Origin of the sequence: Frankia alni ACN14a, assembly GCF_000058485.1 — a bacterium.
In the GTDB taxonomy this organism is placed as follows: domain Bacteria; phylum Actinomycetota; class Actinomycetes; order Frankiales; family Frankiaceae; genus Frankia; species Frankia alni.
Genome location: NC_008278.1, coordinates 1812455 through 1835587 on the forward strand (window position 1 = coordinate 1812455; position 23133 = coordinate 1835587).

The window sequence follows — 23133 nt, forward strand, 5'->3', positions numbered from 1 at the left end:
TCCGCCCATCGCAGTGGGTGATCGAGTGCGGGCGGGGCAGCCACCCTCGGCGGAATCCGACATCCCAGGAGGAGGATCCCGTCGACATCATCAGGTGTCCTCCTCGCCTCGGTAGCTGGGAAGCGGGCTGCGCGTCCGCCGGTGGACACATCACACCGTGCTGGGCGTATCTGGGACAGAGTGCAACGAGCCGTTGCGGACGCGCGCACATTCGTTGCGCCTGATCGGCGGCTTCGGGCCTCGCCGACGACGGAAGCGCCGTGTCCGGCCGGTGATTACACACCGTCGTTGCCGGGCCGACTGTCGCCGGGGTCCTCCCGCCGCTGGCGGAGAGGATCGCCGATCAGCTCCGCCTACCTGTGGCGGCATTGCTGATGCCTGCCTGCGCGCATCCCAGCCTACGAGAGTTCCGCGCAATTGGCATTGATCAAAGATGGTCCGTTTTGTTGGCCGGCGAGAATTGACTACCCGTGTCGCCGCCGTTGCGCGTGGGCAGTGGAAGTCAACGTGGCCTGATCGCCGGTAGGTTCGGGTGTGGGTGAAGGTTGGGCTGTGGTTCACCCGGTGTGTTTCCGGGAAACCGCCCCTCCTGCCATGCCGGTGACCGTCCGCCGGAACCCGTCGGACCTCCCTGCCCGTCCTCGACGGCCGCCGCCGGCAGCACCCCCGCGGCGCCCGACCGCCGGTGTCGCGGCCTGCCGGAAACACTACCTCGAAAGGGCGGCCACTTCCGGGGAGCCGAACCGCCGTCACCGCAGCTCGGCGTCATCCCCCGGGCGTCGAGAGAAAGAACGGCGGCGGGCAGGCTGACGGGTCCGGCGGGGATGCGCGCCGAATCCGCGGTTCACCAGGTCAGCACGAGCCGGCCGCGGATGCCGCCCTTCTCCAGCAGACGGTGGGCCTCGGCGGCCTGCTCGACCGGAATGGTCTTCGCCACCCGCAGGGTGAGGGCGCCCTCCTCGACGAGCTGGCGCAGCCGGTCGAGCTTGGCCTGCTCACGCGCGTAGGTACGCACCCACACCTGGTGGATCGTGATACCGCGTTCGGTCTCGCCCTGGAACGGGCGGACGGCGACGAACCCGCCGCCGTCGCGAATCGCGCCGAGCAGGGCGTCGTTCTGGATCGAACCGTCCGCCAGCCCGTCCACCCCGCCGGGCACCGCCGCCCGGATCCGCTGCGCGACGTCGTCGCCGCGGCGCACCACGATGTCGGCGCCGAGCTCTCGGACGAGCTCGGTGTCCGCCTCGGAGGCGTCGGCGACGACCCGCAACCCGTCGGCCTTGGCGAGCTGGACGGTGTAGCCGCCGAAGCAGCCGGCCGCCCCCGTCACCGCCAGCGTCTGGCCGGGGGCGAGGCCAAGCAGGTCGAGCGCCAGCCGTGCGGTGAGGCCGTTCATCGGCAGCGTCGAGGCGGCCACGTCGCCGACGCCTGCGGGAACCCGCGCGACGGACTCGGCCGGCACCACCACCTGCTCGGCGTAACCGCCGTTCGACGCGGCGGGGACGACGATCGCCATCACGTGGTCGCCGATCGCGAGATCGGTCGCCACCCCCTCGCCGATCTCGTCGAGGACGCCGGCGACGTCCATTCCCGGCACGTAGGGCGGCGCCCATTTCGACAGCCATTTCGCCCGGTCGCCGCTGCGGGTGAAGGTGTCCGTCGGACTCACGGTGGCGGCGGCGGACCGGATCCGGACCTCGCCGGGACCGGCGTGCCGCTCGGGCACGTCCACGATGCGCAGGGCCTCCGGCCCGCCGAACTCGACCACTCCCACGGCTCTCATGACAGACGACCCTAACGCCGCCCACCTCCGCCGCGCAGGGAATGCGATCGGCGGAGCCGCGTGCGGCGGCCGCAGTCGGGCCGGCGCATTCCGCCGCAGAAAGGGGCGGATGAACAACCTAGGCAAGACGCATTGTGGTCGACTCGGTACTCTTGCCGACATGGGGGTGGATCTCGGCTCCGATCGGTCGCGGCTCCGGATCGACCGGACCGCGGGAGCGGTGCTGCAGGCGCAGCGGGATATCTCCGGATGGCTGGACGCCCGCCGCGGAGATGACCGGTTCCTCCGCTTTGGAAATCATTTCCGGGTACTCGGCGAGGTGTTGGGCGGGATGCTCGCCGCTCTGGCCGGCCGGGTCGCCTCCCTGCGGGAGCTGGGTGACAGCGGCGCGCGCTACGACGGCTGCCGGTCGGTGGAGACGCTGCTGACCGTCGTGCGGCGCACGTTCGACTGGTATCGCGAACGCTATGACCAGCGGCTCGACGAGCGGCTGGGCCCGATTCTGCTGGCCGCCGACGAACTCGTCCGGTCGTGCTGGTCGCAGCCGTTCGCGGCAGTCGGACGGCCCGCACCGACCGGTCCGCTCGCCTATGTCGACCCGCGCTTCAACGCCTTCGCCGTCACCCGGTCGAGCGTGCCGGTGCCGCTGCGCCCGCCGGCCCGCACCGACGCGGTGGACGAGGCCGTCCGCGCCCTGCTGCGCGAGTTGCCGATCCCGGCGATCGCCCTGCCGGAATGGGCCACGCGCCAGGCGTGGTGGCTGGCCCCCGCGGCCCACGAGACCGGCCACCACGTCCAGCGGGACCTGATGCCGGGTCTGCCCGACCGGACCCGCGCCGCGCTGGACGACGCGGTGCGCGCCGCCTCGGGCGGCGACGCGGAGCTCGCCGCCCGGTGGTCGGGCTGGCAGGCGGAGCTCTTCGCCGACGCCTTCTCCGCCGTCATGATCGCCGACGCGGCGGCGTGGGCGGTCGACGAGCTCGAACACGCCGCCCCCGCCCGCCTGGCCGGGCTGTCGCCGCCCGGCCACCCGTACCCGCCGCCGCTGGTCCGCCGCGCGCTGCTCGGCGAGCTGGTCCGCCGCGTCCGGCGCGAGCACGGGGCCGCGCACCAGCCCGCCCCCGCGGCCGCCCCAGCCCCAGCCGTCGCCGTCCCACCGGCCGTCGCCGTCCCACCGGCCGTCGCCGTCCCACCGGCCGTCGCTGTACCGCCGGTGACCCGTCCCACGGGCGAGCTGACGACGGTCGCGGCGGCCGAGGCCTGGCTGGCGGCCACGAACGCCGCCGGGCCGACCGCGGCCGAGCTGCGCCGGCACCTGGCCGTCGTGCCCGCCGTCGCCGAGGCACTGCTCGCCCTGCCGATCGGCCCCACCACGCTGCTCGCCGCGGCAGGCGTCGACCCGGCCTGGTTCGACCCCGGCGGGCGGATCGCGAGCTGGACGACGTCCCTGCGCAGCGACCCGGTGCCGATCAGCCCGCACGCCCGCCGGACGCGCCCGGCAGCGCGCCTGGCCGTGCAGGCCGGCGTCGCCGCGCACCTCGTCGTCGCCGAGGGGCAGTCTGACGGCCTGCACCGCCGGCTTGCCGCGTTGCTGCGTACCTGCGGCGAGCCGGGGGTGCTCGCTGGCCCGCCCCCGCCCGGCGACGTGGCCGCCATCGCCACCCGCCTCACCACGTGGCTGCTCGACCGCGGCGACACGCTGTCCGCCGAGGCCGACCTGTCCGCCGAGGCCGAGATGAAGGTTCGTTGACGATGACGGGATCTCGGCGAGGTCAACTGACGAACGGGTGGTCCGCCGCGTCGCCCGGAACTCCGGTGGGCGGCGGATTCGCCGTCGGAGGCGCGAGCGTGACGACCTTGACATCCTCGACCCTGGCCGAGGGGCGGTGAGGATCCCACGGGTCCTCGTCGACGTCGAGGACCGTGGGGACGAATGGACCGTGCACGTACGGGGCGTGGGGATCACGGCTCGGTACGGGATGGCCGCGGTAGTGGTCACCGACGTCGACGGACTGCCGCGACGGGTGCCGACCTGGTGGGTCGGGCCCCCGGGTCCGCCCGCGCCGCCCATGCCCGACTACCCCGAGGGGACCATCGCGCCCGACGGTGCCGCCGCGCCCGACGGTGGCGCCGCATGGGATCCGCTGGCCGACGCTGATCTCGTGGCGGGGCCGCAGCTCGCCGCGGGGCTGGGGCCCGGTCCCGGGTCGTCCCGTCCGTGGCGGGGCGGGAAGAGGGGGCTGTGGGCGGGCGCGCGTCAGGATCATCCGCCCGGTCACGGTCACCCTGCGGGTCACACCGTCCGTTCGGGCGGCTCGATGCCCCCGGCGCGGCCCGCGCCCGATGCCGGCCCGTCGTTCGGGCCGGAAGGGGCCGATCCGACACTGGCCGCGGTGTGCGCCGGCGACCAGGGCGAGATCTCCGGCCTGTTGGCCCGGATCGCCGGCCGGGAGCTGCGCGACAACGACGCCGAGCTGTACGGCCGGTGGCTGTTCGAGTGCCTGCTCGCGCCGGTGTGGAGACGCCTGCTCGCCGCGCCCGCGGTGCACGCCGCCCGGGGGGTGGAGCTCGCGCTGCGCTGGCCGGCGGACGACACGGCGCTGGCCGGCCTGGTGTGGGAGGCGATGCACGACGGGGAGGCGCCGCTTGCCGGGCATCCCCGGGCGCTCGTCGCCGTCACCCGGGTGGTGCCGACCGCGACCCCGGCGCCGGCGACGATCCGGCGGGTGCCGCGGGTGCTGTTCGTCGCCGGCTCCGCCCTCGACGACGCGGTGATCCGCCCGGGGGCGATGTTCATGGGCCTGATGCGCGCCTTCGAGGCGGAGGGCCTGTGCGTCTCGCGGGCGATGACCAACGCGACGCTCGCCGACCTCGGCGAGGTCTGCGCGCGGTTCGAGCCGGACGTCGTTCACCTGGTCGCGCACGGTGACGTCGACGAGCACCGGGCGGTCCTCCGCGTCTGCGACCCAGGCGAACCGGACGGGTTCCGCTTCGTCGACGGCGAGACCCTGGCGCTCGCACTGCGTGGCCCGGCGGGCATGCCGGTGGCGGTCATCCTGAGCGCCTGCGGCAGCGCCCGCCCCGGTGGCCAGGACGCGGACGACCCCGGCGACGGGCCAGCGGGAAACCCCGACGCGCCCCCGGACGCGGCCCGGGCCGCCGGGCGGTCGCTCGCGGCCGAGCTCGCCGTGCGCGGCGTGCCGATCGTGGTCGCGATGTCCGGTGAGGTCAGCGAGCAGGCGAGTCGGTTGTTCACCCGCCGGTTCGTGCGGGCGGTGCAGCAGGGCGCTTCGGTGGTCGACGCCGCCGCGGCTGGGCGGCGCGCGGCGCTGCTGCACGGTGACCCGCCGAGCCGGTATCTCGACTGGGCGATGCCGACCCTCGTCCTGGCCGAGAACGTCCCGCCGGATCTGCGGGTGGTCGACCCGGCGCCGCTGCTCGGGCTGCGCCAGGCCGCCGAGAGCCTGGGGCTGCGCCAGGCGCCGGTGTTCATCGGCCATGACCGGGTGCTCGCGGCGACCGACGCGCTGGCCGCTCCGGCGGCGGAAGCCCGCCCCGGGTTTGTCGCCGCGGTCGCCAGGGATTCGATGAGTGGCCTGGGTGGCAGCCGGTTGCTGCGCGAGGTCGGGTTGCGCCTGCTGCGGACGGGGCATCTGCCGCTGCTCATCGGCCCCTTCGGCGCCGGCGCCGCGCCGTCTGACCTGCGTGCGGTCGTCAGTCAGGTTCTCGAGAAGGCGATCATGATCGCCGAGGTGCTGGGGATCGACCCGCCGCCGCTGACCGTCCTCGACGCCGATCCCGACTCGCGGCTCGCGGGCACCGTCAGCCCGGAGGCGTTGCGCGGCGTCGGCGCCGAGGCGCGGTTCGACCTGCTCTACGACGCGGTCGCGGAGTTCACTGCCGGGACGGCCCCGCTGCCCGGACCGGGGCTGCGCCACCGCCTCGCCCGCGACCTGGGAGCGCTCGCCGACGCGGCCGGGGCCGCCGGCGAACCGTTTGGCGCGGCGACGCGGGTGGTCGTGCTCGGCGACGAGGTACATCGGTGGGTTGGTGGGCTGCGGCCGCTGCTGGCGATGATCCGACGCGACGGGCTGGGCGGCCCGGACCGGCCGATCCCCGTGGTCGTCACCGCCTCCCTGGTGGAGCAGGAGGGGGTGTTTCTCAAGGACTTCCGGGACGGCCAGGCCGGCCAGCCCGGCTTCGTCTTCCCGGAGCTGGCCCCGATGTCCCCGGCGAGCGCCATACTGGGATATCAGTGGGTGCTTCTCCACCCGTGGCATCCGAGTTATCCGTTCGTCTACACCGCCGCGCGGAACGCATCACGGGCGAGAATCGAGAAGACTCTGGGGCGCCTGCAGGGCAAACCGACCGCCGTTGGCGAGCGCCTGTATTTCGTCGCCGCGATTCTCGCCGATTACGAGGCCTTCGTGGCCGCCGACGACGAGGCCGCCATGCGAGCCTACGAGGAGCAGGTCCGGTGAGATCGTCGCCGCCCCCGCCCACCGGACGCCCCGCCGGGACGACCGGTCCCGGCAGCGATCCCCCCGAGGACCCGCAGCCGGACGTCGACACGTTGCTGGCGCGGGCACGCACGGCCACCCTGGCGGCGTTCGCGCCGAGCGGACTGTGCCGGCTGGCGCTGGTGCCCGAGTGGACGGACGGCACCGCCGCCTTGTTCGGCCTTGTGGCCGCCGACGAGCTGGCGGCGCTGCTCACGCGACTCGACGAGGCCGGTCTGATCGAGCGGCGGCGTGCCCTCGGCCCCCGCCGGACGGTCCGTCAGGTGTTCTGGCTGCGGTCGTCCCGGCGCGACGAGGTCGGCCGCCACCTGCGCGGCCAGGGTTTCGACGTCGACGCCGAGGTCGACGCGCTCAGTGAGGTGATCGCGGCGGCGGCCGAGGCGTCGGCGGGGGAGCTCGCCCGCGAGTTCGCGCCCTGGCTGGAGGTCGCCGTCCAGCACCGCCGCGACCGTTCCGGGTCCAGCCTGTTCCAGCGGGTCGACAGCCTCGTCACCGCCGCCGGAGCCGGCCCGGGCAGCCGCGTCGAACCGCCTGCGGGGTTGGCCGCCGCAGCCCGGCTCGTGGCCGCGGCGGGAACGATCGGCGCGGTCTGCGGGGGCACACTCGCCGAGGCGGCCCGCCGCGCCGGCTGGCGGCTCGACCGCGCCCACCGCGACGCCCAGGACGCCGAATACCTGCGCGACTACCAGAACCGGGCCGAGGTCGAGGAACCGCTCGGCGAGCTGCTCGCCGAGGATGGGCCGGGCACGCAGTGGGCCGTCCACCTGCTCGGGACCGGCGGCATCGGCAAGACGATGGTGCTGCGCTACCTCGCCTCGGGCGCGTACGCGGCCGCGCGGGACATCGCGCCGTTCCCCGTCGCGCGCGTCGACTTCGACCATCTCGACCCCCGCTACCCCGAGCACCGGCCCGCGGAGGTGCTGCTCGCCCTCGCCGACGAGCTCGCCGGCTACGGACCCAGCCGCGGCTGGTACCACTCCTACCGGCGCTTCCGCGACGCGGCCAACGCGCTGCACGAGCAGCTCGGCCGTACCGGCCCCGAACCCTCAGCCGCGGAGCAGGCCGCGGAGCAGGTCTATGGCTCGGCGGTCTACCCGGACCACGGCCCGGTCCGGTCGACCGCGAGCGCGCTGCGGGCCGCCGCCGCACAGACGATCCGGGCCCTGTTCGACGAGGTCGTCCGCGCGTTCGCCCGGGTGCTGCGGGAACTGGGCCGCCCGCGCGTCGTCCTCGTGCTCGACACCTGCGAGGAACTCGCCAAGCTATACGCGCCGGGCACCGCGGCCCCGGCCATCGACCGCACCTTCGACCTGCTGGAACGGCTGCACGCCGAGCTCCCGGGCGTCCGGGTCGTCCTGGCCGGGCGCCGTCCGCTCGTCCCCCCACCCGACAGGAAGCAACGCGCCGGTGGGCCCGTCCTGCTGGCCCGCGAGTACGTCCGGGTGGTCCCGGTCGCCGGTTTCACCGCAGACGAGGCCCACCGCTACCTCGACGCCCCGCGCCCCGAGCCGGACGCAGGGCTCGACGACAGGGATCTGGACCCCGTCTCCCAGGAGGCCAGCACCGCGACCGTCCTGCCCGGTCGCCGGCGCGGCGGCGCGTTGCGCACCGCGCTGCTGGAACGGGCCCGCATGCCGCCCTCACTGGCCGGCGACGTCCGCTACAACCCGTTCGAGCTGGCCGCCTACCGGGAGTGGATCGCCCGCGAGCCCGACCTCGACCCGGCCGTGCTGCGCGCCGCCGGCGACCCGCTGGTGGAACGGCGCATCATCGCCCGCCTCGCCGACGACAACGCCCGCGGCGCCCTCGCCATCGCCGCCGAGCTCGGCCGCTTCGACCTCGGCATGATCAGCCCCGCGCTGCGCCGGGCCGGCCTCGATCCGCAGGCCGCCTTCGACGGTCTTGCCGCCCAGGAATGGATCCACGTCCGCGCGCTGGGCCCCCAGGGCGAACCGCTGGTGATCGAGGTCGACGAGCACCTGCGCGACCGCATTCGGGTCGCCGTCGCCGCCGCCGCCGAGCCCGAGCGGTACCCGCTCGACCGGGCCCGCCTCGGCCGGGACGCGGCCGCACTGGTCACCGCCGGCCCGCTGGCGACAGTCACCGCCGAGGCCGTCGAGACCGCGGTGCGACTGCTGCCGCTCGCGGACGCCGCCGCCTTCTGGGTCGACCTGGAGGACCGGATCGTCGCGTCCGGCGCCTGGGCCTGGGCCGCGCAGGTCTGCGTGCGCGCCGCCGCCGTCGAACGCCTGCGTGCCGACGGCCTCGCGCCCTACCCGTTGCCGCTCTCGTCTCATCCGCCGCGTCCGGCCGACTCGCCGCTCCCGTCGGGTCCGCCGCTCCCGTCGGGTCCGCCGCATCCGGCCGGCCCGGCGCCGCGTCCGCCCAACCCGACGATCCTGGCGGCGATCCTTGCCACCCAGGCCGCCGCGCGCCTCCACGTCGGGGAGCCCGCCGAGGCCCCGGCACTGTGGGCCGCCGTGCTCGACCAGGCGCCCCGCCATCCTCTGGCCGAGCACGGTGACCTTCTGCGCGCCAGGGCTGTGCTCGGCCTGCTCGCCTCGGGCGGGAGTGCGTTCGCGCCGTTAGGCCCGGTCGCGGCGACGACAGTCGTCGACGCCCTCGACGACGTGACTGCCGTCGACGACGTGCCGGCCGGGTCGCTTCTCGCGGCCGCGGAGGCCCTCGCGGAGGGCACACTGCCCGACGTCGGTCCGGTCAGGAGCGGGGGCCGGCCCGGTGTCAGCCTCGTTCGGCCCGATCATCCGTCGGTCTGGCGCGGGGCGCTGGCGGGCTCCGTTCGAAACATGGCGTCCGGGACGGCCATCGTCGGAGTTCAGTCGGGCCGGCCCGCCACGGTGGGGCGGGACGTCCGGTGGGAGGTCGACGAGCTGCTCGGCGCCGCGCGCGGCGCGCCGGGAGCGGACGATCCGGGGGTCGTGCTGGCCGCCGAGGTCGCCGAGGCCATCCTGGCGTTGCGCCTGCCTGCCGCGCCCGAGATCTCGCCGGACAGGCTGCTCGCGACCGTCGAGCGGTTCGAGCCGGCGACCGCCCGGCCCTGGGCCGACTGGGTGGTGCCCCCCGGGCTGGTCGACCGCGCCCACCTTGCCGTGTTGCTGCTGCGCGCCCGCCGGGTTCCTCCGGCCGAGCCGCCTGAGTTGTCCGCACCCTGGCTGGATGACATCCTTCGGCGCACCGGCGACATTGACGCCGAGCGACGCGTCGCCGCGGCTGTCCGCCTCTCCCTCGACCACCACGTGATCCCCCGTGGCGTGCTCGAACGTTTCGACGATCATCTCGGGTACGTGGCCGGGCGGCATCCGACGAGCTGGCTGCACCGTCAGGTCCGCCCGCTGGCGGTCGAGGTCGCCGATGCCTGGATGCTGCTCGACGAGCCGCACCGGGCCGCCGAGATCATCACCAGGTACCGCGAGGCAGCCCGGGCGGACGGCGACGACCTCGCCGCCGTCGAGCAGTGCGAGCTCGCCCTGCTCGCGCTGTGCCGCCGCTACCGGACCACCGAGTTCAGCCCGTCGATCCGCCAGCTCGCACGGGCAGGTTCCGTACCGGTGCGGGCCGAGGCCTGGCTGGTGCTGGCCCTGGTCCGCGGGCAACGGCCGGACGGTCCGGCGGAGGCGGGTAGCTGGCACGCCTGGTGGCGCTGCCAGGACCACGAGTCGCTGACCCGCGGGACGCCGCCGGGCCCGCCGGTCGTCCCGCCGCTCCCGCCGCCGGTCGATGAGCTGGGCCTGCCCTCGGGGACGGCCGCGGTGGACCGCCTCGAGTGGCGGACTCTGGGCCTTGGACCGCTTGGGACGGCCGACGCCAGTCCTGGGGATTCCGCCGGCTTCAGTGACTCCGCCGACTTCGGTGACTCCGCCGGCTTCAGTGACCTCGGCGACCCGGGGGGCCTCACCGACCCGCAGACGCGGCTGCGCGGTGCCGCGCTGCTGCGGGACCCGCGCCGCCTGCCCGGCTCAGCTCGGCGCGCCCTACGGTCGCCGTCGGGCGGCGACCCGGTGGCTCTCACCCTGTCCGCGCTGCCGCCGCTGGCCGGCGCCCGCGATGCGATGGCGGTCGCGGAGGTCCTCGCCCCACGGCTGCCCGCGCAGGCCGCCGCCCTGCTGGACGACCCGTTCGAGCTCGCGCCGCCCGCAGCGGCGGAACGGATGCCGGAACATCCTTCCGATCTCGCGCCGCGGCCCGTGGCGGACCTGCTGCGGAACGCCGGCGACGAGTTCGGCGCCCAGGCCGCGGTCGTGCTCGCCGCCCGCTTGCGCCAACGTGCCGGGCAGGCACCCGTCCCGCAGACGGCTCCGCCGTCCTCGTCGCGGCTGGCTCCCTGGCCGGGCTGGCTCGAACGCCTCGACCTGGTGCGGACCGGGTCGCATCCGGGGCCGGCCGGGCGGGAGCACCGACCCGCTGACGGCCCGCCGGACGCGACTGCGCCATCCCCACCGCCCGAACTGTCCGCCGCCGTGGTGCCGCCGCCCCCCTGGCGCTACTGGGCATGGGCTCAGCCCGCTCCGTCTGTCCGGTCCGCCGCCGCTGCAGATCCAGCCGATCCAGCCGATCCGACCGATCCAGCCGATCCAGCCGCACCGACCGGTCCGGCCGATCCGGCCGCCCTGGGCGACCTGGATGGCCCCGACGGCGATCTCGGGCCCACAAGATCGGACGCCGCGGGGCGGCGGTCCGAACCGGCCACTGCGCGTCGCCGTCCCCGGCGACGGACGCGCATCACTGTCTCGGCGGTCGCTGTGGTGCTTCTCGCCGCGGCCGTGACGGGGCTGATCGTCGTGTTCTCGCGGTCCGGGGACGCGGTCAGGACGGGCGAGGGCACCTCCTGGCGGGACGGAGACGTGGTGCTGCCCGCCCTCCTGATCCCCGGCGTCCTGCTCGTGCTCGCGTCGGTGGCGACACTGGCCGCCTGGGCCGCCGGCAGCCTCCGGAACATGCCGGCGACGCTGTTCCCGGGGCGCGGCCGTTCGCCACGGGCCGGGCGTCGCAGCCCCGCCTGCGTCTCACCCGACCGCCTGCGCCTGCGCGTCGGCTCGCCGATCCGGATCCGGGACGGCCAGTACACGGCCATTGCCGTGCCCCGGCGCCTGATGGCGCCGGTTGTCACCTCGGAACCGACCTCAAGCTGGCCGTTGTGGGCGGACAGGCCGTGGCCCCTCGTCGACCGTGTCCTGTCCGCCCGGCCGCTGTGGCGGCTGGACGGGCAGCGGGCGACGTTCGTGCGCCGGCGCCGCTGGCGCGCCTGGGAGCGCCGACGCCTGTGGATGATCCCGCTCGTGGTCGAGGACGAGGCCCGGGGCGAGGACTGGGAACGGCGGCTCGCCGCGACCGCACCCCCGCGGTCCGCCCGCACGATCGTCTTCGCGCGCTTCGGGTCCAGAGGCTTCCAGCCGGTCGGCAACCAGCCTGCCCGATCGGGGTCGACGGGTACCTTTCGCGGTCCGCGGCACCTGCGGCCCGACGGCGACCTGGCCGCCTCGACGGTCATCGCGCAGGTGATCGGCACCCCCGTGCACACCATGTCGGGGGTGCGGCTGCGGGTCAGCGACGACGGGTCCTCCTCGTCCGCCGCGGAGCAGGAGAACCTGCTGGGGATCGAGGACCTCGACGTCGGCGACGTCCACCTGGCCGTGCTCCAGGCCGATCCGATGGACGGCGCGGCGGCGCCCCTGGGTGAGGATCGCGCGGGCTTCGTCGACCTGGCCATCGCCGCGCTCGACGCGGGGGCTCCGGCGGTGCTGGTGATCCCACCCCTGCCCGACGAGCTTGCGGCCGCGGTCGGCGCCCTGACGCGCGAGACGGTCGATCTCGCGATGCGGGGCGGGCTCGGCCCCACCGGACCGCTCCTGGCGCCGGTCTACGCCGCCCGGCGGGTCAAGGACCTGATCTACGAGGCCGAGGCCGCCTCCGGCGACGGGCCGGCGCCCACGGGCGTCGCCGTGGCGGTCGATCCTTCTGCTGGTGACGGTCCCCTTCCGACTGGCGGTCCGCGTCCGGGTCACAGTCCGCGTCCGGGGGACAGTCCGCGTCCGGGTGACGATGTCCTGCTGCTGTTGCCCTGACGGCACCCCCTCGGCCCGGTGGGACGTGCCCGCGCCGAGGGGCGTCGCCGCTGTCAGCCGGCGAGCAGATCGGCGAGGGTGAGGGCGGCGAGGGCGGGGTCGTCGCGGGCGGGCAGCAGGGCGATCACCTCGTCGGCGACGGTGGCGTCCGGGTCGGCGAAGGCCGCCTGCTCGGGGCCGGCGTCCAGGGCGGCGGCGATCGCGGCGGCGATCCGGGGGCGGTCGGACTCGACGTAGTCGGCGGACGTCCAGGCCAGGGTGACGGCCTCGGCGCGGTGGTCGGCGAACGCCCCTGCCCGTCCGTGCGCCCGTGCCAGCCGGGCCTGCGTGATCAGCGTCGTCATGGCCGGCGACAGCCAGACGTCGTGCTCGGTGCGGGTCTCCACCCGCACGACGAGGTAGTCGAACCCGGTCAGCCGCCGCTCCCCGCCGCCGGCACCGCCTGACCCGCCGGCAACGGTCGGGTCGCCGCGGACGGCGAGCCGGCCGTCGGCGCCGATCGTGAGCTCACCGGGCAGCGAGCCGGGCGGGGCGTTCACGACGGCGAGATGGCCGGCCTGCACCGGCTGGCCGCCGCCACCGGGGCTGATCATCGCGTAGTGGACGCCGAGGACCGGTTCGTCGCCGGACGCGCCGATCAGTGAGTCCAGGCCGGTGGAGATGGCGTTCGCCACCGACGCCGCGGTCGCCAGGGGCGGCCCGAGCAGCTCGGCGAACCCGGCGACGAACGAGGCCGCCGTGCCCAGCGGACCCGTCTGAGCGGCCTGGTAAACCGCCGCCTCGATCTCCACGGTGCCGCCGTTGAACGGCAGCAGCGGAGTGATGGGGAAGTCAAACTGGTCGCCGGGCACCGCCCAGGCGGCGGCCGGCCGCGAGAAGGTCGTGAACGCGACCGGCGCGCCGGCACCGAACGTCAGCGACGCGCCGGCATGCAGCACCGGAAAGCGGTCGTTTCCCCAGTTCCGCGCCCTGGCGAGGAAACCCTCGGCGAGCCACAGCCGCAGATATCCCTGCGCCGGCCAGATCGGCGCCGATCCAGGCGCCGGCAGAAAGCACGTGGTCACATGCTCTGCGTCCGCGGCGAGGCCGCCTTTTATCCGAGCCCACAATCCCCCCGACACGACGCACAGCCTATCGTGGGCGGAAATCCCGCGGGCCGGAGGCGGAATCGGCGCGACACGCCGGACCGGTCGCCGTCATGACTCGTCCAACGGGCGGAAGAGCGCGACGGTGAAGTCGCCGCCGGGCAGGTCGGCGAACTCGGCCCGCACCCGCAGGCCACAGCGCACCTCCGCCGGGTCGACGCCGACGATCCGGGCGGGCAGGCGCAGGCCTGCCTGCTCGTCGAGCTCGACCAGGGCCACCACGTAGGGCAGGTCGTCGAGGTAGCCGGGCACGGTCGCCCGGTGCTGGACGATGAACGAGTAGACGGTGCCGGTGCCGGCGACGTCGGTGAACCGGGTCGGCCCGGCGCACCGGCGGCACCGCTCGAGCGGCGGTTGCATCCACAGCCCGCAGTGCCCGCAGCGGCACATGGCCAGCCGGCCCTCGGCCAGGGCCGCCCAGAAGGGCGCGGTCACCGCGTCCGGCACCGGCTGCGGCGGGAGGCTGAGCGGATCGGCCGCCACGGTCGCGCGCTCCTCGTGCGTCGTGGTCATGCCTCCGCCGTTCCGTAGACGAGGGCGCCGCCGAAGGGGCCGGCACCGGACGTGACCAGCGCCGTCTCGGCGCCGCTCACCTGCCGGTCGCCGGCGTCGCCGCGCAGTTGCAGCACCGCCTCGTAATGGTGGTTCAGGCCGTGGATGTAGCCCTCGGACAGCAGCCCGCCGTGCGGGTTGACGACGACGTCGCCGCCGTAGGTGGCCCGCCCGGCCCGGAAGTAGTCGCCGACCTCGCCCTTGGCGCAGAACCCGAAGTCCTCGAAGGTCGCCATCACGGTGAAGGTGAAGCAGTCGTACATGCAGGCGACGTCGATGTCGGCGGGACGCAGCCCGGTGCGCGACCACAGCCGGGGCGCGGTGTCCCGGGAGTACATGCAGCTCAGGTCGTCCCACTGGTCGACCGAGCCGCCGAAGCGGTTGCTGTCGGCCGCGCCGAGCAGGTGGACGGGACGGTGCGGCAGATCCGCGGCCCGCTCGGCGCTCGTGACCACGATCGCCACCGCGCCGTCGATCTCGTAGCAGCAGTCGAACAGTCGGAACGGCTCGCTGATCCACCGACTGTTCAGGTAGTCGTCGAGGGTGATGGGAGACCGGGCCACCGCGTGCGGGTTGCGCACCGCGTGGTCGCGTTCCTGCACCGCGATGGCACCCAGGTCCGCCGCGGTGGATCCGTACTCGTACTGGTGGCGGCGGCAGAACATCGCGAACCACTGGGGCGGCACGAGGTACCCGTGCGGCCCCGCGAACTGCCCCTCGCCGTCGACCTCGACCCGCTCCAGCGCCCGGCCGTACCGGGTCTGCGAGCCGAGCACCCGGTAGACGACAACCACCTCGGCCTGGCCGGTCAGCACCGCCGCGGCGGCCCCCGCCACGGTCGAGGTGACGATGTTGCCGCCGCCCAGGACGCTCAGGCTCCACCCGAGGTCGTCGACTCCGATGGCGTGGGCGACCTGGCTCGGACCGGCGCTGTCGCCCGTCGAGTAACAGGTGAAGCCGTCGACGTCGGCGGCGGTGAGCCCGCAGTCGGCGAGCGCCTCCCGGGCGGCCTGCGCGGCCATCGACAGCGTGGTGCGCCCCGACGAGCGCACGAACGGCGACCGCCCGATCCCGACGACGGCCGCGCCCCCTAACGAACGACTCACGTCACTGCCCTTCCCGCCGCGTACCCACGCCCCGACGCGGCGTCGACGCCCAGACCTGATGCCGCCGCCTCGCCGCGAGTTTCTGACATTTGACTGCCAGAATCGTAACCGGAGACGCCGACGAGGTCCAGCCCCCCGGCGTCGTCGCGCCCGGCTCAGAGCTCCAGGCCCGGCCAGGTCATGGTGACCGGGTGCGAGTGGGGAAGGTCGAGGATCTGGACGAGGTACTGCTGCCCGAAGTTGTTGGTGCGCAACTCCTCGATCGTCTCCGGGGCCATCGCACCCGTCGCCCCGTACAGGTCGCCGAGGCGCCGCAGGATGACCGCCAGCCGGTAGGACGCGAACACGAGGTGGAAGTCCAGGTTCGCGGCCTCCCGGCCGACGAGCTCCTGCCATCGGCGCACGGTCTGCGCCGGGCTGCCGATGCCCGGTAATCGCTCGACGCCGACCGACTCCGTGCTGCTGTAGTCCATGACCGTCCACCAGGCGAGGTCCGATTCGGCGCCGGCCAGGCACACCATGTCCCAGTCGAACACCGCCGCCACGTCGAGCCCACGGAACATCAGGTTCGGCAACCGGGAGTCGCCCCAGGCCAGGGCGGTGACGCCGAGGGGCGGGACGTGCGCGCGCAGCCACCGCTCGGCCGCGGCGATCACCGGATCGGTGCGCCCCCGCGCCACCCAGGCCGCCACGTCGATCCAGTGCGCGAGATCCTGCCGCAGGCCGTCCGGCCCGAGGTGCGGACGGTCGAGGAACGCCACCTTCGCCGGATCGACCTGGTGCAGTCGGGCCATGACCTCGACCGCGTTGTGCCACAGCACGGCGCGATCGCCCGGGACCAGGTCATGCACCCAGCCGGTGGTGTGGAACGGCGGGGTGTCCCCGGGCACGCGACCCTCGACGCGTTCCATGACGAAAAACGCCTCGCCGAGAACGCCGGTGTCCGTCTCCAGGCCGACGACCGCGGGGACCGGAATGCCCGGCTCGCGGCCCAGCACCCGGTACATCTCGGCGTGGACGGTGAGGTCGGCGTCCTTGTACAGGAAGTCGGGGGAGTTGACCCGCACGACGTAGCCCGCCGAGCGGGTCACCCCGGCCTCGGTCCAGTTCGTCTCGCAGAGCAACGTCTCGTTGGCCACCCCGCCGGTCCGGGGCAGCGTCACCTCGGTAACGCGCAGATCGGCCCGGTGCGGCAGGGCCGCGCAGAACCACGATTCGAGGGCCTGCCGTGTCGTTTCCGGATCGCGTTGACGATCCCGGGTCGGCAGCCCGGATTCGATGTAGGTGGAGTTCGTCAACTCCGGCAACGTGTCCTCCTCGCGGTGGGACGAATACGTGCCCGGCGGAATTTCTCGCCGAACACCACAAAGGAGCCACCGGCGCCCGCAGCGGTCGCGCCGGACGCGGAACGTCCGCTGTTCGACTGGCCGCGGGAACGGTCATCACCTGCGCCGACCGGCGGGCGGCGGGATCGTGGCGAACCCGACGGTCGGCGATGATGCCGACGCACTGTATGGCAGTGAACTGTCAGAGTCAACGCCTGATCGTCGATGCCCCAGGGTTCGCCCTATTCGGCTCTGACCTCGACCGAGAGCGTCCAGGCCGAGCACTTGCGCGAAGTGCTGGAATGATCCATAGTCTGCTCAGCCCGAGTCCGATCAGTTCACCGGCGATGGCAGGCTGCTGCCAGAAAGAGATCGGCGACGGGTGGTGGTCCGGCATGCCTGCACGGCTGGCCGGTGGTGCCGGCGGTGCGGTGTTCGGGAAAAGGCAAGTATTCGGGGAAACAGGAGGTGCGCCGCGATGCCGCAGACCGATTTCTCGCCGCAGCCGTTCACGGTCCGCACGGATCAGGCCGTTCTCGACGACCTGGGTGACCGGTTGCGACGCACCCGCTGGACCGATCAGATTCCCGGGACGCAGTGGGAGTACGGCACCGACCTGGCCTACCTGCGGGACCTCTGCGAATACTGGGCGGACGGTTTCGACTGGCGGGCCGCCGAGGTCCGGATCAATCGATGGCCGCACGTTCTCACCACGGTCGACGGGACACCCGTCCACGCCATTCACGCCCGGTCGCCGCATCCCGGCGCCGTTCCGCTGCTGCTCATCCACGGCTGGCCCGGATCGGTCATCGAGTTTCTCGACGTCATCGACCGGCTGGTCGACCCACCCGCCCACGGCGGTGACCCCGGCGAGGCGTTCCACGTCGTCTGCCCGTCCCTGCCGGGATACGGCTGGTCCGGGCCGACCCGCGAGGGCGGCTGGCACATCCGCCGGGTGGCCGACGCCCTCGTCGAGCTGATGGCCCAACTGGGCTACCCGCGCTTCGCCGCCCAGGGCGGCGACTGGGGTGGGATCGCCGCGAGCCTCCTCGGCGCGCACCATCCGGACCGGCTGCTGGCCATCCACCTCAACCTGGTCCTGGCGCCGCCGCCCGACGAGGCCACCATGGCGGTGCTGAGCGCCCCCGAACGCGCCGCGCTGGAGAAGGTTGTGCGGTTCACCGAGACCGAGACCGGTTATCAGGCCATTCAGGGCACCAAGCCGCAGACGCTCGCCCACGGCCTGGCCGACTCGCCCGCGGGCCTGGCCGGCTGGATCGTCGAGAAGTTCCGGGCGTGGAGCGACTGCGACGGCGACGTGGAGAAGGCGATCAGCCGCGACGATCTGCTCACCAACATCACCACCTACTGGGTCACCGGAACGATCGGCTCGTCGGTGCGCCTCTACCGCGAGTCGATGCGGGCCGGCCTGTTCGGCCCCCCGGACCGGCCGGTCACGGTGCCGACCGGGGTCGCGGTCTTCCCGCGGGAGATCGTGACACCGCCCCGGCGCTGCGTCGAGGCGCACTACGACCTGCGCTACTGGAACGAACTGCCGCGCGGCGGCCACTTCGCCGCGCTGGAGCAACCGGAGCTGTTTGCCGAGGACGTCCGAGCGTTCTTCCGCCTACTGCGCGGCGGGGCCCATGAGCTCGGCTAGCGTGGCGAACTCGGCGGTGACGTAGGACCCGAGGCTGCGCGACGGCGCACCCTGCAGCCATCGCTGCATCGCGCGCTGTTCGGCCAGGATCCCGATCGCGGCCACCAGCTCGCAGCTCTCGTCGGGCTGCGCGAGGCCGCGCCGCGTGGCGACCGCCCGGGCGACGAGCGCCCGATTGCCCTGCTGGTTGTCGTGTTCCTTGCCGCGGAGCAGGAACGACGAGGCGACGGCGACGTGGTAGAGCCTGATCCGTTCCCGCAGGCGGGCCACGCCGGGTGCGAGCGTGACGAAGGCCGCCCGCATCGCCTGGAACTCGCTCAGCGACTCCGGCTGGGCCAGGTACACCCCGACGAAGGATCGGATGTAGTCGTCCTCGCCGAAGAAGAGCACGGACTCCTTCGTCGCGAAGTAACGGAAGAAGGTGCGGGGCGAGACGCCGGCACGCGCGGCGACCTGCTCGGTGGAGGTGGATTCGTAGCCCTGCTCGGCGAACAGTTCCAGCGCGGCGTCGACGAGCGCCTGCCGAACCCGGGCCTTGTGCTCGGACCACGCGGCGGGGCGGGCCCGCACCGGCTGCGCGGCGCCACGCACCGGCGTGCCGTCCACCGGGCGCCCCCTCGTCTCCGCGCGGGCTAGCCGGCCCGCAGGTCCGAACGTTCGACGTAGACGTGGCCCACGTCGCCATCCCAGTCGCAGGACGCCCAGTTGAGAGCGTACGCCTGGCCGGGGGACGCGACGCCGTAGGGAAGGCCGCCGGCGAACGTGGTCCACAGCCCGGTCCGGGTGGTCGCGGTCAGCTCCAGCCGCCGGTCCTGCCAGGCCAGGCCGAACGGCAGCACCTCCCCGGCGGCGATCAGCGCGTCGAGCCGGGGCACGTCGACGACCCGGACGTGCCTGAGCACGCCGTCCTCGACCACGTAGCCGCCCTCCAGCGTCACCGTGCCGTCGGTCGACCAGTAGCGGGACAGCCCGAAGGCGCGCCCGCTGCCCGGGAACAGGCAGCCGGCGATGACGTGCCCGCCCCAGCCGTTGACCGAGTCGTCCCCCCGGGGACCGCGGGAATGGTCACGCCAGCCGGTGCCGTCGAAGGCGACCTCGCGCCGGCCCCACCGCACCGTGCCGCGGGCCCGGTAGAGCTGTTCGTAGTGCTCCTTCGCCCACTGCTGCTGGTCCATGCCGCCGCGGCCGGTCGCCGCCTCGGCCGCGGTGTGCGCGTCCCACACCGGCGTCGCGCACTCGATGTCCAGGTCGAGCTGCAGGCGGACCTTCTCCCCGTCACGGACCAGGCCGGTACGCATGCTCTCCTGCGGCGTGCGCAGGCAGAAGCCGTCGAAGGTGACCCGCCAGCGCCGAAACGGCTCCAGGCACTCGAAGCGCAGGTTGGCGCCGGCCGGGCGGCGGGCCGGATCGGTGCGGTGGTAAGCCCACATCGACAACACGCCCTCGTCGTCCGGCAGCGTGACGAGCGCGCGGTCCTCCCACAGCTCCCAGGCGTCGGCCACGGTGCCCAGATGCAGCCACATGCCGATGTTGTGGGTCGGGTCGTAGGGGGTGAACAGCATGTTCTCGGTCCAGGCCGGCACGGGCGGGCAGCTCGTGACGATCTGCTCGCGCTCCGGCGGCAGACCGGCGGACAGATCCGCGACGCGCGGCTCGCCGCGCAGGGTGCTCATCGGGAACCTCGGGTGCTCATCGGTTGCCTCGGGTGCTCACGGTTGCCTCGGGTGCTCACGGTTGCCTCGGGCGAAAGCGCGGGGCGCCGGGGGAGGTGTGGGGGCCACGGGTCCGCACGCTATCCGTTCGCCTGGGCGCAGTCAGCCTAATTCTGACATGACACTGCCAGATTCGGCTCGCGTGGGCCCTGATGCCTCGGGTGAGGCCGGCCAGCCCGGCCGACCCGCCGTCGCGCTCCGGCGGCACTTCCGTGCCGGCTTGGGGGATGGCCATCACACGCCGGAGTGACACGATGACGGGTGCACGCCGCCGGTGGGGCTGCCGATGCGCCCGGGGGTCGCTGGGGCCGCAGGAGTCGCTGGGACCGCAGGGAGTTCGGTGGGACCGCAGGGAGTCGGTGGGACCACAGAAAGCCGCCGCGACCGCCGACCGGGACCGGCTCATCCTTGGACGCGGGCGAACCTCGCCGAGACTAGGGTGATTCGTAGGGATAATTCCGATTTGGGGGGGCTGGTGATGGTGGAACCGGACGCGGGTGGCGGGGAGTTCGAGGTCGGGCAGTGGTGGAGGTCCCTGGCCGAGGAACATCCGTCGATCGACCTGAGGACGGACAGGCCGCACACGGCCCGCATCTACGACTACTTTCTCGGCGGGAAGGACAACTTCCCCGCCGACCGGGTGGCCGCGGAGCAGGCGAGCGCCGCGTTCCCGAACGCCTCCCTGGCGGCCCGGCAGAACCGCGCGTTCATGGTGCGGGCGATCCGCCACCTCGCCGGCGAGGCCGGGATCCGCCAGTTCCTCGACATCGGCACCGGCATCCCCACCAGCCCGAACGTGCACGAGATCGCCCAGGCCGTCACCCCGCAGGCCCGGGTCGTCTACACGGACAACGATCCGATCGTCCTGGCCCACGCCCGCGCGCTGCTGGCCAGCACCCCCCAGGGCCGGACCGCCTACCTCGACGCCGATCTCCACGACCCGCAGGCCATCCTGACGGCGCCCGAGCTGCGCGAGACCCTCGACCTGAGCCTGCCCGTGGCCCTGTCGATGATCGCGGTGTTCCACTTCGTCCCGGACTCGGATGATCCGCACGGCATCATCCGCCGCCTCGTCGACGCGCTGCCGTCCGGCAGTTACCTGATCCTCACCAACGGCACCGCCGACTACGACCCGGCCACGCAGGACCTCGCCGTCGCCTACGAAAAGCAGGGGATCACCGTGCGGCTGCGCAGCCGCGCCGAGGTCGAGAGCCTGTTCGGCGGGCTGGAGCTGATCGATCCGGGCGTCGAGCTGGTCCACCGCTGGCGCCCGGACGCTCCCGACCCGCCCGGCCTCACCGACGCCCAGGTCAGCGTGTACGGCGGAATCGCCAGAAAGCCCTAGTTCCGCCTCGGTCCTGGAGTGGCGCTCGGGGTGATTGGTTCGGGGTGATTGGTGGGGCGGTCGGGGCCTGAGCCGCACCGCTGGGGGAATCCCCGTAGGTATGCAGCACGTCGTGGTCGGGGTCGACAACGGACAGGCCGCTCCCGCCGCGCTCGGCTGGGCCGCCGACCTCGCCGCGCGGCTGGGCGCCGAACTCGACGTCGTCCACGTCCAGCCCCTCAGCCCCGCGCAGATCCGCACGATGGTCTCCACGGTGCCCGGCCGGCGCGCGTGCGAGCGCTTCCTCCGGTTCGAGGAGGACGCCGAGTCCAGAGCTGCCGGCGCCGTAGCGGACCGCACGCTCGCGGCGATCCCCGTGCGCTGGCGGTTCCACGTCCGGGCCGGCGAGCCCGCGACCGAGCTGCTCGCCGTCGCCGACAGCGTAGACGCCTACGCGATCGTCCTCGGCACTCGCCACGGCGGCGTCGGAGTCGCGCTGGAACGGCTGCTCACCGGCTCGGTCTCCCACCGGACGCTGCACCGGACGCGCCGACCCGTCCTGATCGTCCCCACCGATGTCGACGACCAACCCGTCAGGGACGCCTGACCGCGCCCCGGTGCGTAGCCCCGCCGCCCCGCCGCCCCGTCAGCTGGCGGCCCGTTCCGCCCCCAGCGCCGGTCAGAGCCGAGCTGCTAGGACCACTCGGGACGCAGGCGTCTAGCCGGTGGTGACCGCGGGGTGGTGGCGGGCGGGGCTGGTGTGGATCGTGGCGGCGGACAGGCGGCGGATGTGGCGCAGCAGGTGCGCCTCGGCGGCGTGGGCGACGTCATGGGCCTCGGTGAGGGTGAGGTCCGCGTCGACGGTGATGTCGGCCTCGGCGCGCAGGGTGTGCCCAATCCAGCGCAGCCGGAGCTCGCGGACGGCCTCGACACCCGCGGTGTGCAGCAGGGTGTCGGTCGCCTCGGCGACCGTGTCCGGGTCGACGGCGTCCATGAGCCGGGCGCCGACGACCCGGGCGGCGGACCGCAGGACCCCGAGGATCGCCACGGTGATCGCCAGGCCGACCACGGGGTCGGCCCAGCGCCATCCCGCGGCGGCGCCGGCGGCACCGAGCAGCACCGCGAGGCTGGTGAAGCCGTCGGTGCGGGCGTGCAGCCCGTCGGCGACGAGCGCGGCGGAACCGATCTGGTGACCGACGCGGATGCGGTAACGGGCCACGATCTCGTTGCCGACGAAGCCGACGACCGCGGCCGCGGCGACCACCCCCAGCCGGTCGACCTGCTCGGGGTGGACCAGGCGATCGATCGACGCCCAGGCCGCGAGCGCACACGACAGCATGATCATCGCCAGGACGGCGAGGCCGGCGAGATCCTCGGCGCGGCCGAAGCCGTAGGTGAACCGGGTCGTGGCCGGGCGGCGAGCGAGGGCGAACGCGATGAGCAGCGGAACGGCGGTGAGCGCGTCGGCGACGTTGTGCAGCGTGTCGCCGAGCAGTGCCACCGACCCTGACAGCGCCACCACCACGGCCTGTCCGACCGCGGTCGCACCGAGCCCGGCCAGGCTGATCAGCAGGGCGCGCCGGCCAGCGGCGTCCGCTTCCAGCGCATCGTCGATCTGGTCGGCGCTGTCGTGGCTGTGTCCACCGACGAGTCCCGAGATGCCATGGCCAAGCCGCGCCCACCGCCCGACCGCGCGATGCTCGTGATCGTGGCGATGTCCGCCGTTGTCATGGCCGCGCCCACCGTGGTCATGGCGCTGATCGACTCCCATGCCCGCACCGTAGCCAAAAACGATCAATGCGGCACGGTCGCACCTGCCACCTCGTCGCACCGGCCGTGGCGGGTCGCCCCAGAGCGGTGCGACGACCTCACGCTGTGGTAGCGCCGTTGCATTGCGAGACGCCGAGGGCTATACAGGGGTTA

General features: G+C 74.0%; 14 protein-coding genes. 6 read left to right on the forward strand and 8 right to left on the reverse strand.

Going from position 1 to position 23133, the window contains the following annotated elements:
- Positions 1 to 844: 844 nt before the first annotated feature.
- On the reverse strand, positions 845 to 1783 hold the full coding sequence (locus FRAAL_RS07285; protein ID WP_041938968.1) for a quinone oxidoreductase family protein: 939 nt from the start codon (positions 1781 to 1783) through the stop codon (positions 845 to 847).
- 160 nt (positions 1784 to 1943) lie between these two features.
- Here FRAAL_RS07285 and FRAAL_RS07290 point away from each other — a divergent pair, with 160 nt between their 5' ends.
- The 3 genes from FRAAL_RS07290 to FRAAL_RS07300 all read left to right on the forward strand — a co-directional run bounded on the left by FRAAL_RS07290 (position 1944) and on the right by FRAAL_RS07300 (position 12386).
- The gene (locus FRAAL_RS07290) at positions 1944 to 3533 is read left to right on the forward strand and encodes a hypothetical protein (RefSeq protein ID WP_041938969.1); all 1590 of its coding nucleotides are present in this window, start codon (positions 1944 to 1946) and stop codon (positions 3531 to 3533) included.
- Positions 3534 to 3669: 136 nt separating this feature from the next.
- Positions 3670 to 6264: a CHAT domain-containing protein gene (locus tag FRAAL_RS07295; RefSeq protein ID WP_231861555.1), complete on the forward strand. Its 2595-nt coding sequence runs from the start codon at positions 3670 to 3672 to the stop codon at positions 6262 to 6264.
- A complete protein-coding gene (locus FRAAL_RS07300) occupies positions 6261 to 12386 on the forward strand; it encodes a hypothetical protein (protein WP_011602873.1) in 6126 nt (2041 codons plus the stop codon). Before FRAAL_RS07295 ends, FRAAL_RS07300 begins: the two co-directional genes overlap by 4 nt.
- Before the next feature lie 53 nt (positions 12387 to 12439).
- Here the strand turns inward: FRAAL_RS07300 and FRAAL_RS07305 are convergent, their stop codons facing one another.
- The 4 genes from FRAAL_RS07305 to FRAAL_RS07320 all read right to left on the reverse strand — a co-directional run bounded on the left by FRAAL_RS07305 (position 12440) and on the right by FRAAL_RS07320 (position 16496).
- A complete protein-coding gene (locus tag FRAAL_RS07305; RefSeq protein WP_011602874.1) occupies positions 12440 to 13507 on the reverse strand; it encodes a hypothetical protein in 1068 nt (355 codons plus the stop codon).
- 75 nt (positions 13508 to 13582) lie between these two features.
- Complete coding sequence (locus tag FRAAL_RS07310; protein WP_050997037.1) at positions 13583 to 14044, reverse strand: Zn-ribbon domain-containing OB-fold protein; 462 nt, start codon at positions 14042 to 14044, stop codon at positions 13583 to 13585.
- Positions 14041 to 15189 carry a thiolase C-terminal domain-containing protein gene (locus tag FRAAL_RS07315; protein WP_157892009.1) on the reverse strand — a complete coding sequence of 383 codons (1149 nt, stop codon included), beginning with the start codon at positions 15187 to 15189 and terminating at the stop codon, positions 14041 to 14043. The genes FRAAL_RS07310 and FRAAL_RS07315 overlap by 4 nt, the downstream gene beginning before the upstream one ends.
- 155 nt (positions 15190 to 15344) lie before the next feature.
- Entirely contained in the window at positions 15345 to 16496 is a 1152-nt protein-coding gene (locus FRAAL_RS07320; protein ID WP_011602877.1) for a phosphotransferase family protein, read from the reverse strand.
- A gap of 496 nt (positions 16497 to 16992) precedes the next feature.
- On the opposite strand from FRAAL_RS07320, the gene FRAAL_RS07325 reads away from it, so the two are divergent.
- Complete coding sequence (locus FRAAL_RS07325; RefSeq protein ID WP_011602878.1) at positions 16993 to 18174, forward strand: epoxide hydrolase family protein; 1182 nt, start codon at positions 16993 to 16995, stop codon at positions 18172 to 18174.
- On the opposite strand, the gene FRAAL_RS07330 is transcribed toward FRAAL_RS07325, so the two are convergent.
- Together FRAAL_RS07330 and FRAAL_RS07335 are read right to left on the reverse strand one after the other, a co-directional pair.
- On the reverse strand, positions 18142 to 18780 hold the full coding sequence (locus tag FRAAL_RS07330; protein WP_173402680.1) for a TetR family transcriptional regulator: 639 nt from the start codon (positions 18778 to 18780) through the stop codon (positions 18142 to 18144). The two genes, FRAAL_RS07325 and FRAAL_RS07330, sit on opposite strands and share 33 nt — an antisense overlap.
- Before the next feature lie 26 nt (positions 18781 to 18806).
- Positions 18807 to 19847 carry a DUF7064 domain-containing protein gene (locus tag FRAAL_RS07335; protein ID WP_011602880.1) on the reverse strand — a complete coding sequence of 347 codons (1041 nt, stop codon included), beginning with the start codon at positions 19845 to 19847 and terminating at the stop codon, positions 18807 to 18809.
- A gap of 517 nt (positions 19848 to 20364) precedes the next feature.
- On the opposite strand from FRAAL_RS07335, the gene FRAAL_RS07340 reads away from it, so the two are divergent.
- Both FRAAL_RS07340 and FRAAL_RS07345 read left to right on the forward strand, forming a co-directional pair.
- The gene (locus tag FRAAL_RS07340; protein ID WP_041938970.1) at positions 20365 to 21231 is read left to right on the forward strand and encodes an SAM-dependent methyltransferase; all 867 of its coding nucleotides are present in this window, start codon (positions 20365 to 20367) and stop codon (positions 21229 to 21231) included.
- Between the two features lie 100 nt (positions 21232 to 21331).
- A complete protein-coding gene (locus FRAAL_RS07345) occupies positions 21332 to 21817 on the forward strand; it encodes a universal stress protein (protein WP_041938971.1) in 486 nt (161 codons plus the stop codon).
- A gap of 111 nt (positions 21818 to 21928) precedes the next feature.
- Here FRAAL_RS07345 and FRAAL_RS07350 read toward each other — a convergent pair whose 3' ends face one another.
- The gene (locus FRAAL_RS07350) at positions 21929 to 22981 is read right to left on the reverse strand and encodes a cation diffusion facilitator family transporter (protein WP_011602884.1); all 1053 of its coding nucleotides are present in this window, start codon (positions 22979 to 22981) and stop codon (positions 21929 to 21931) included.
- Between the last annotated feature and the right edge of the window lie 152 nt (positions 22982 to 23133).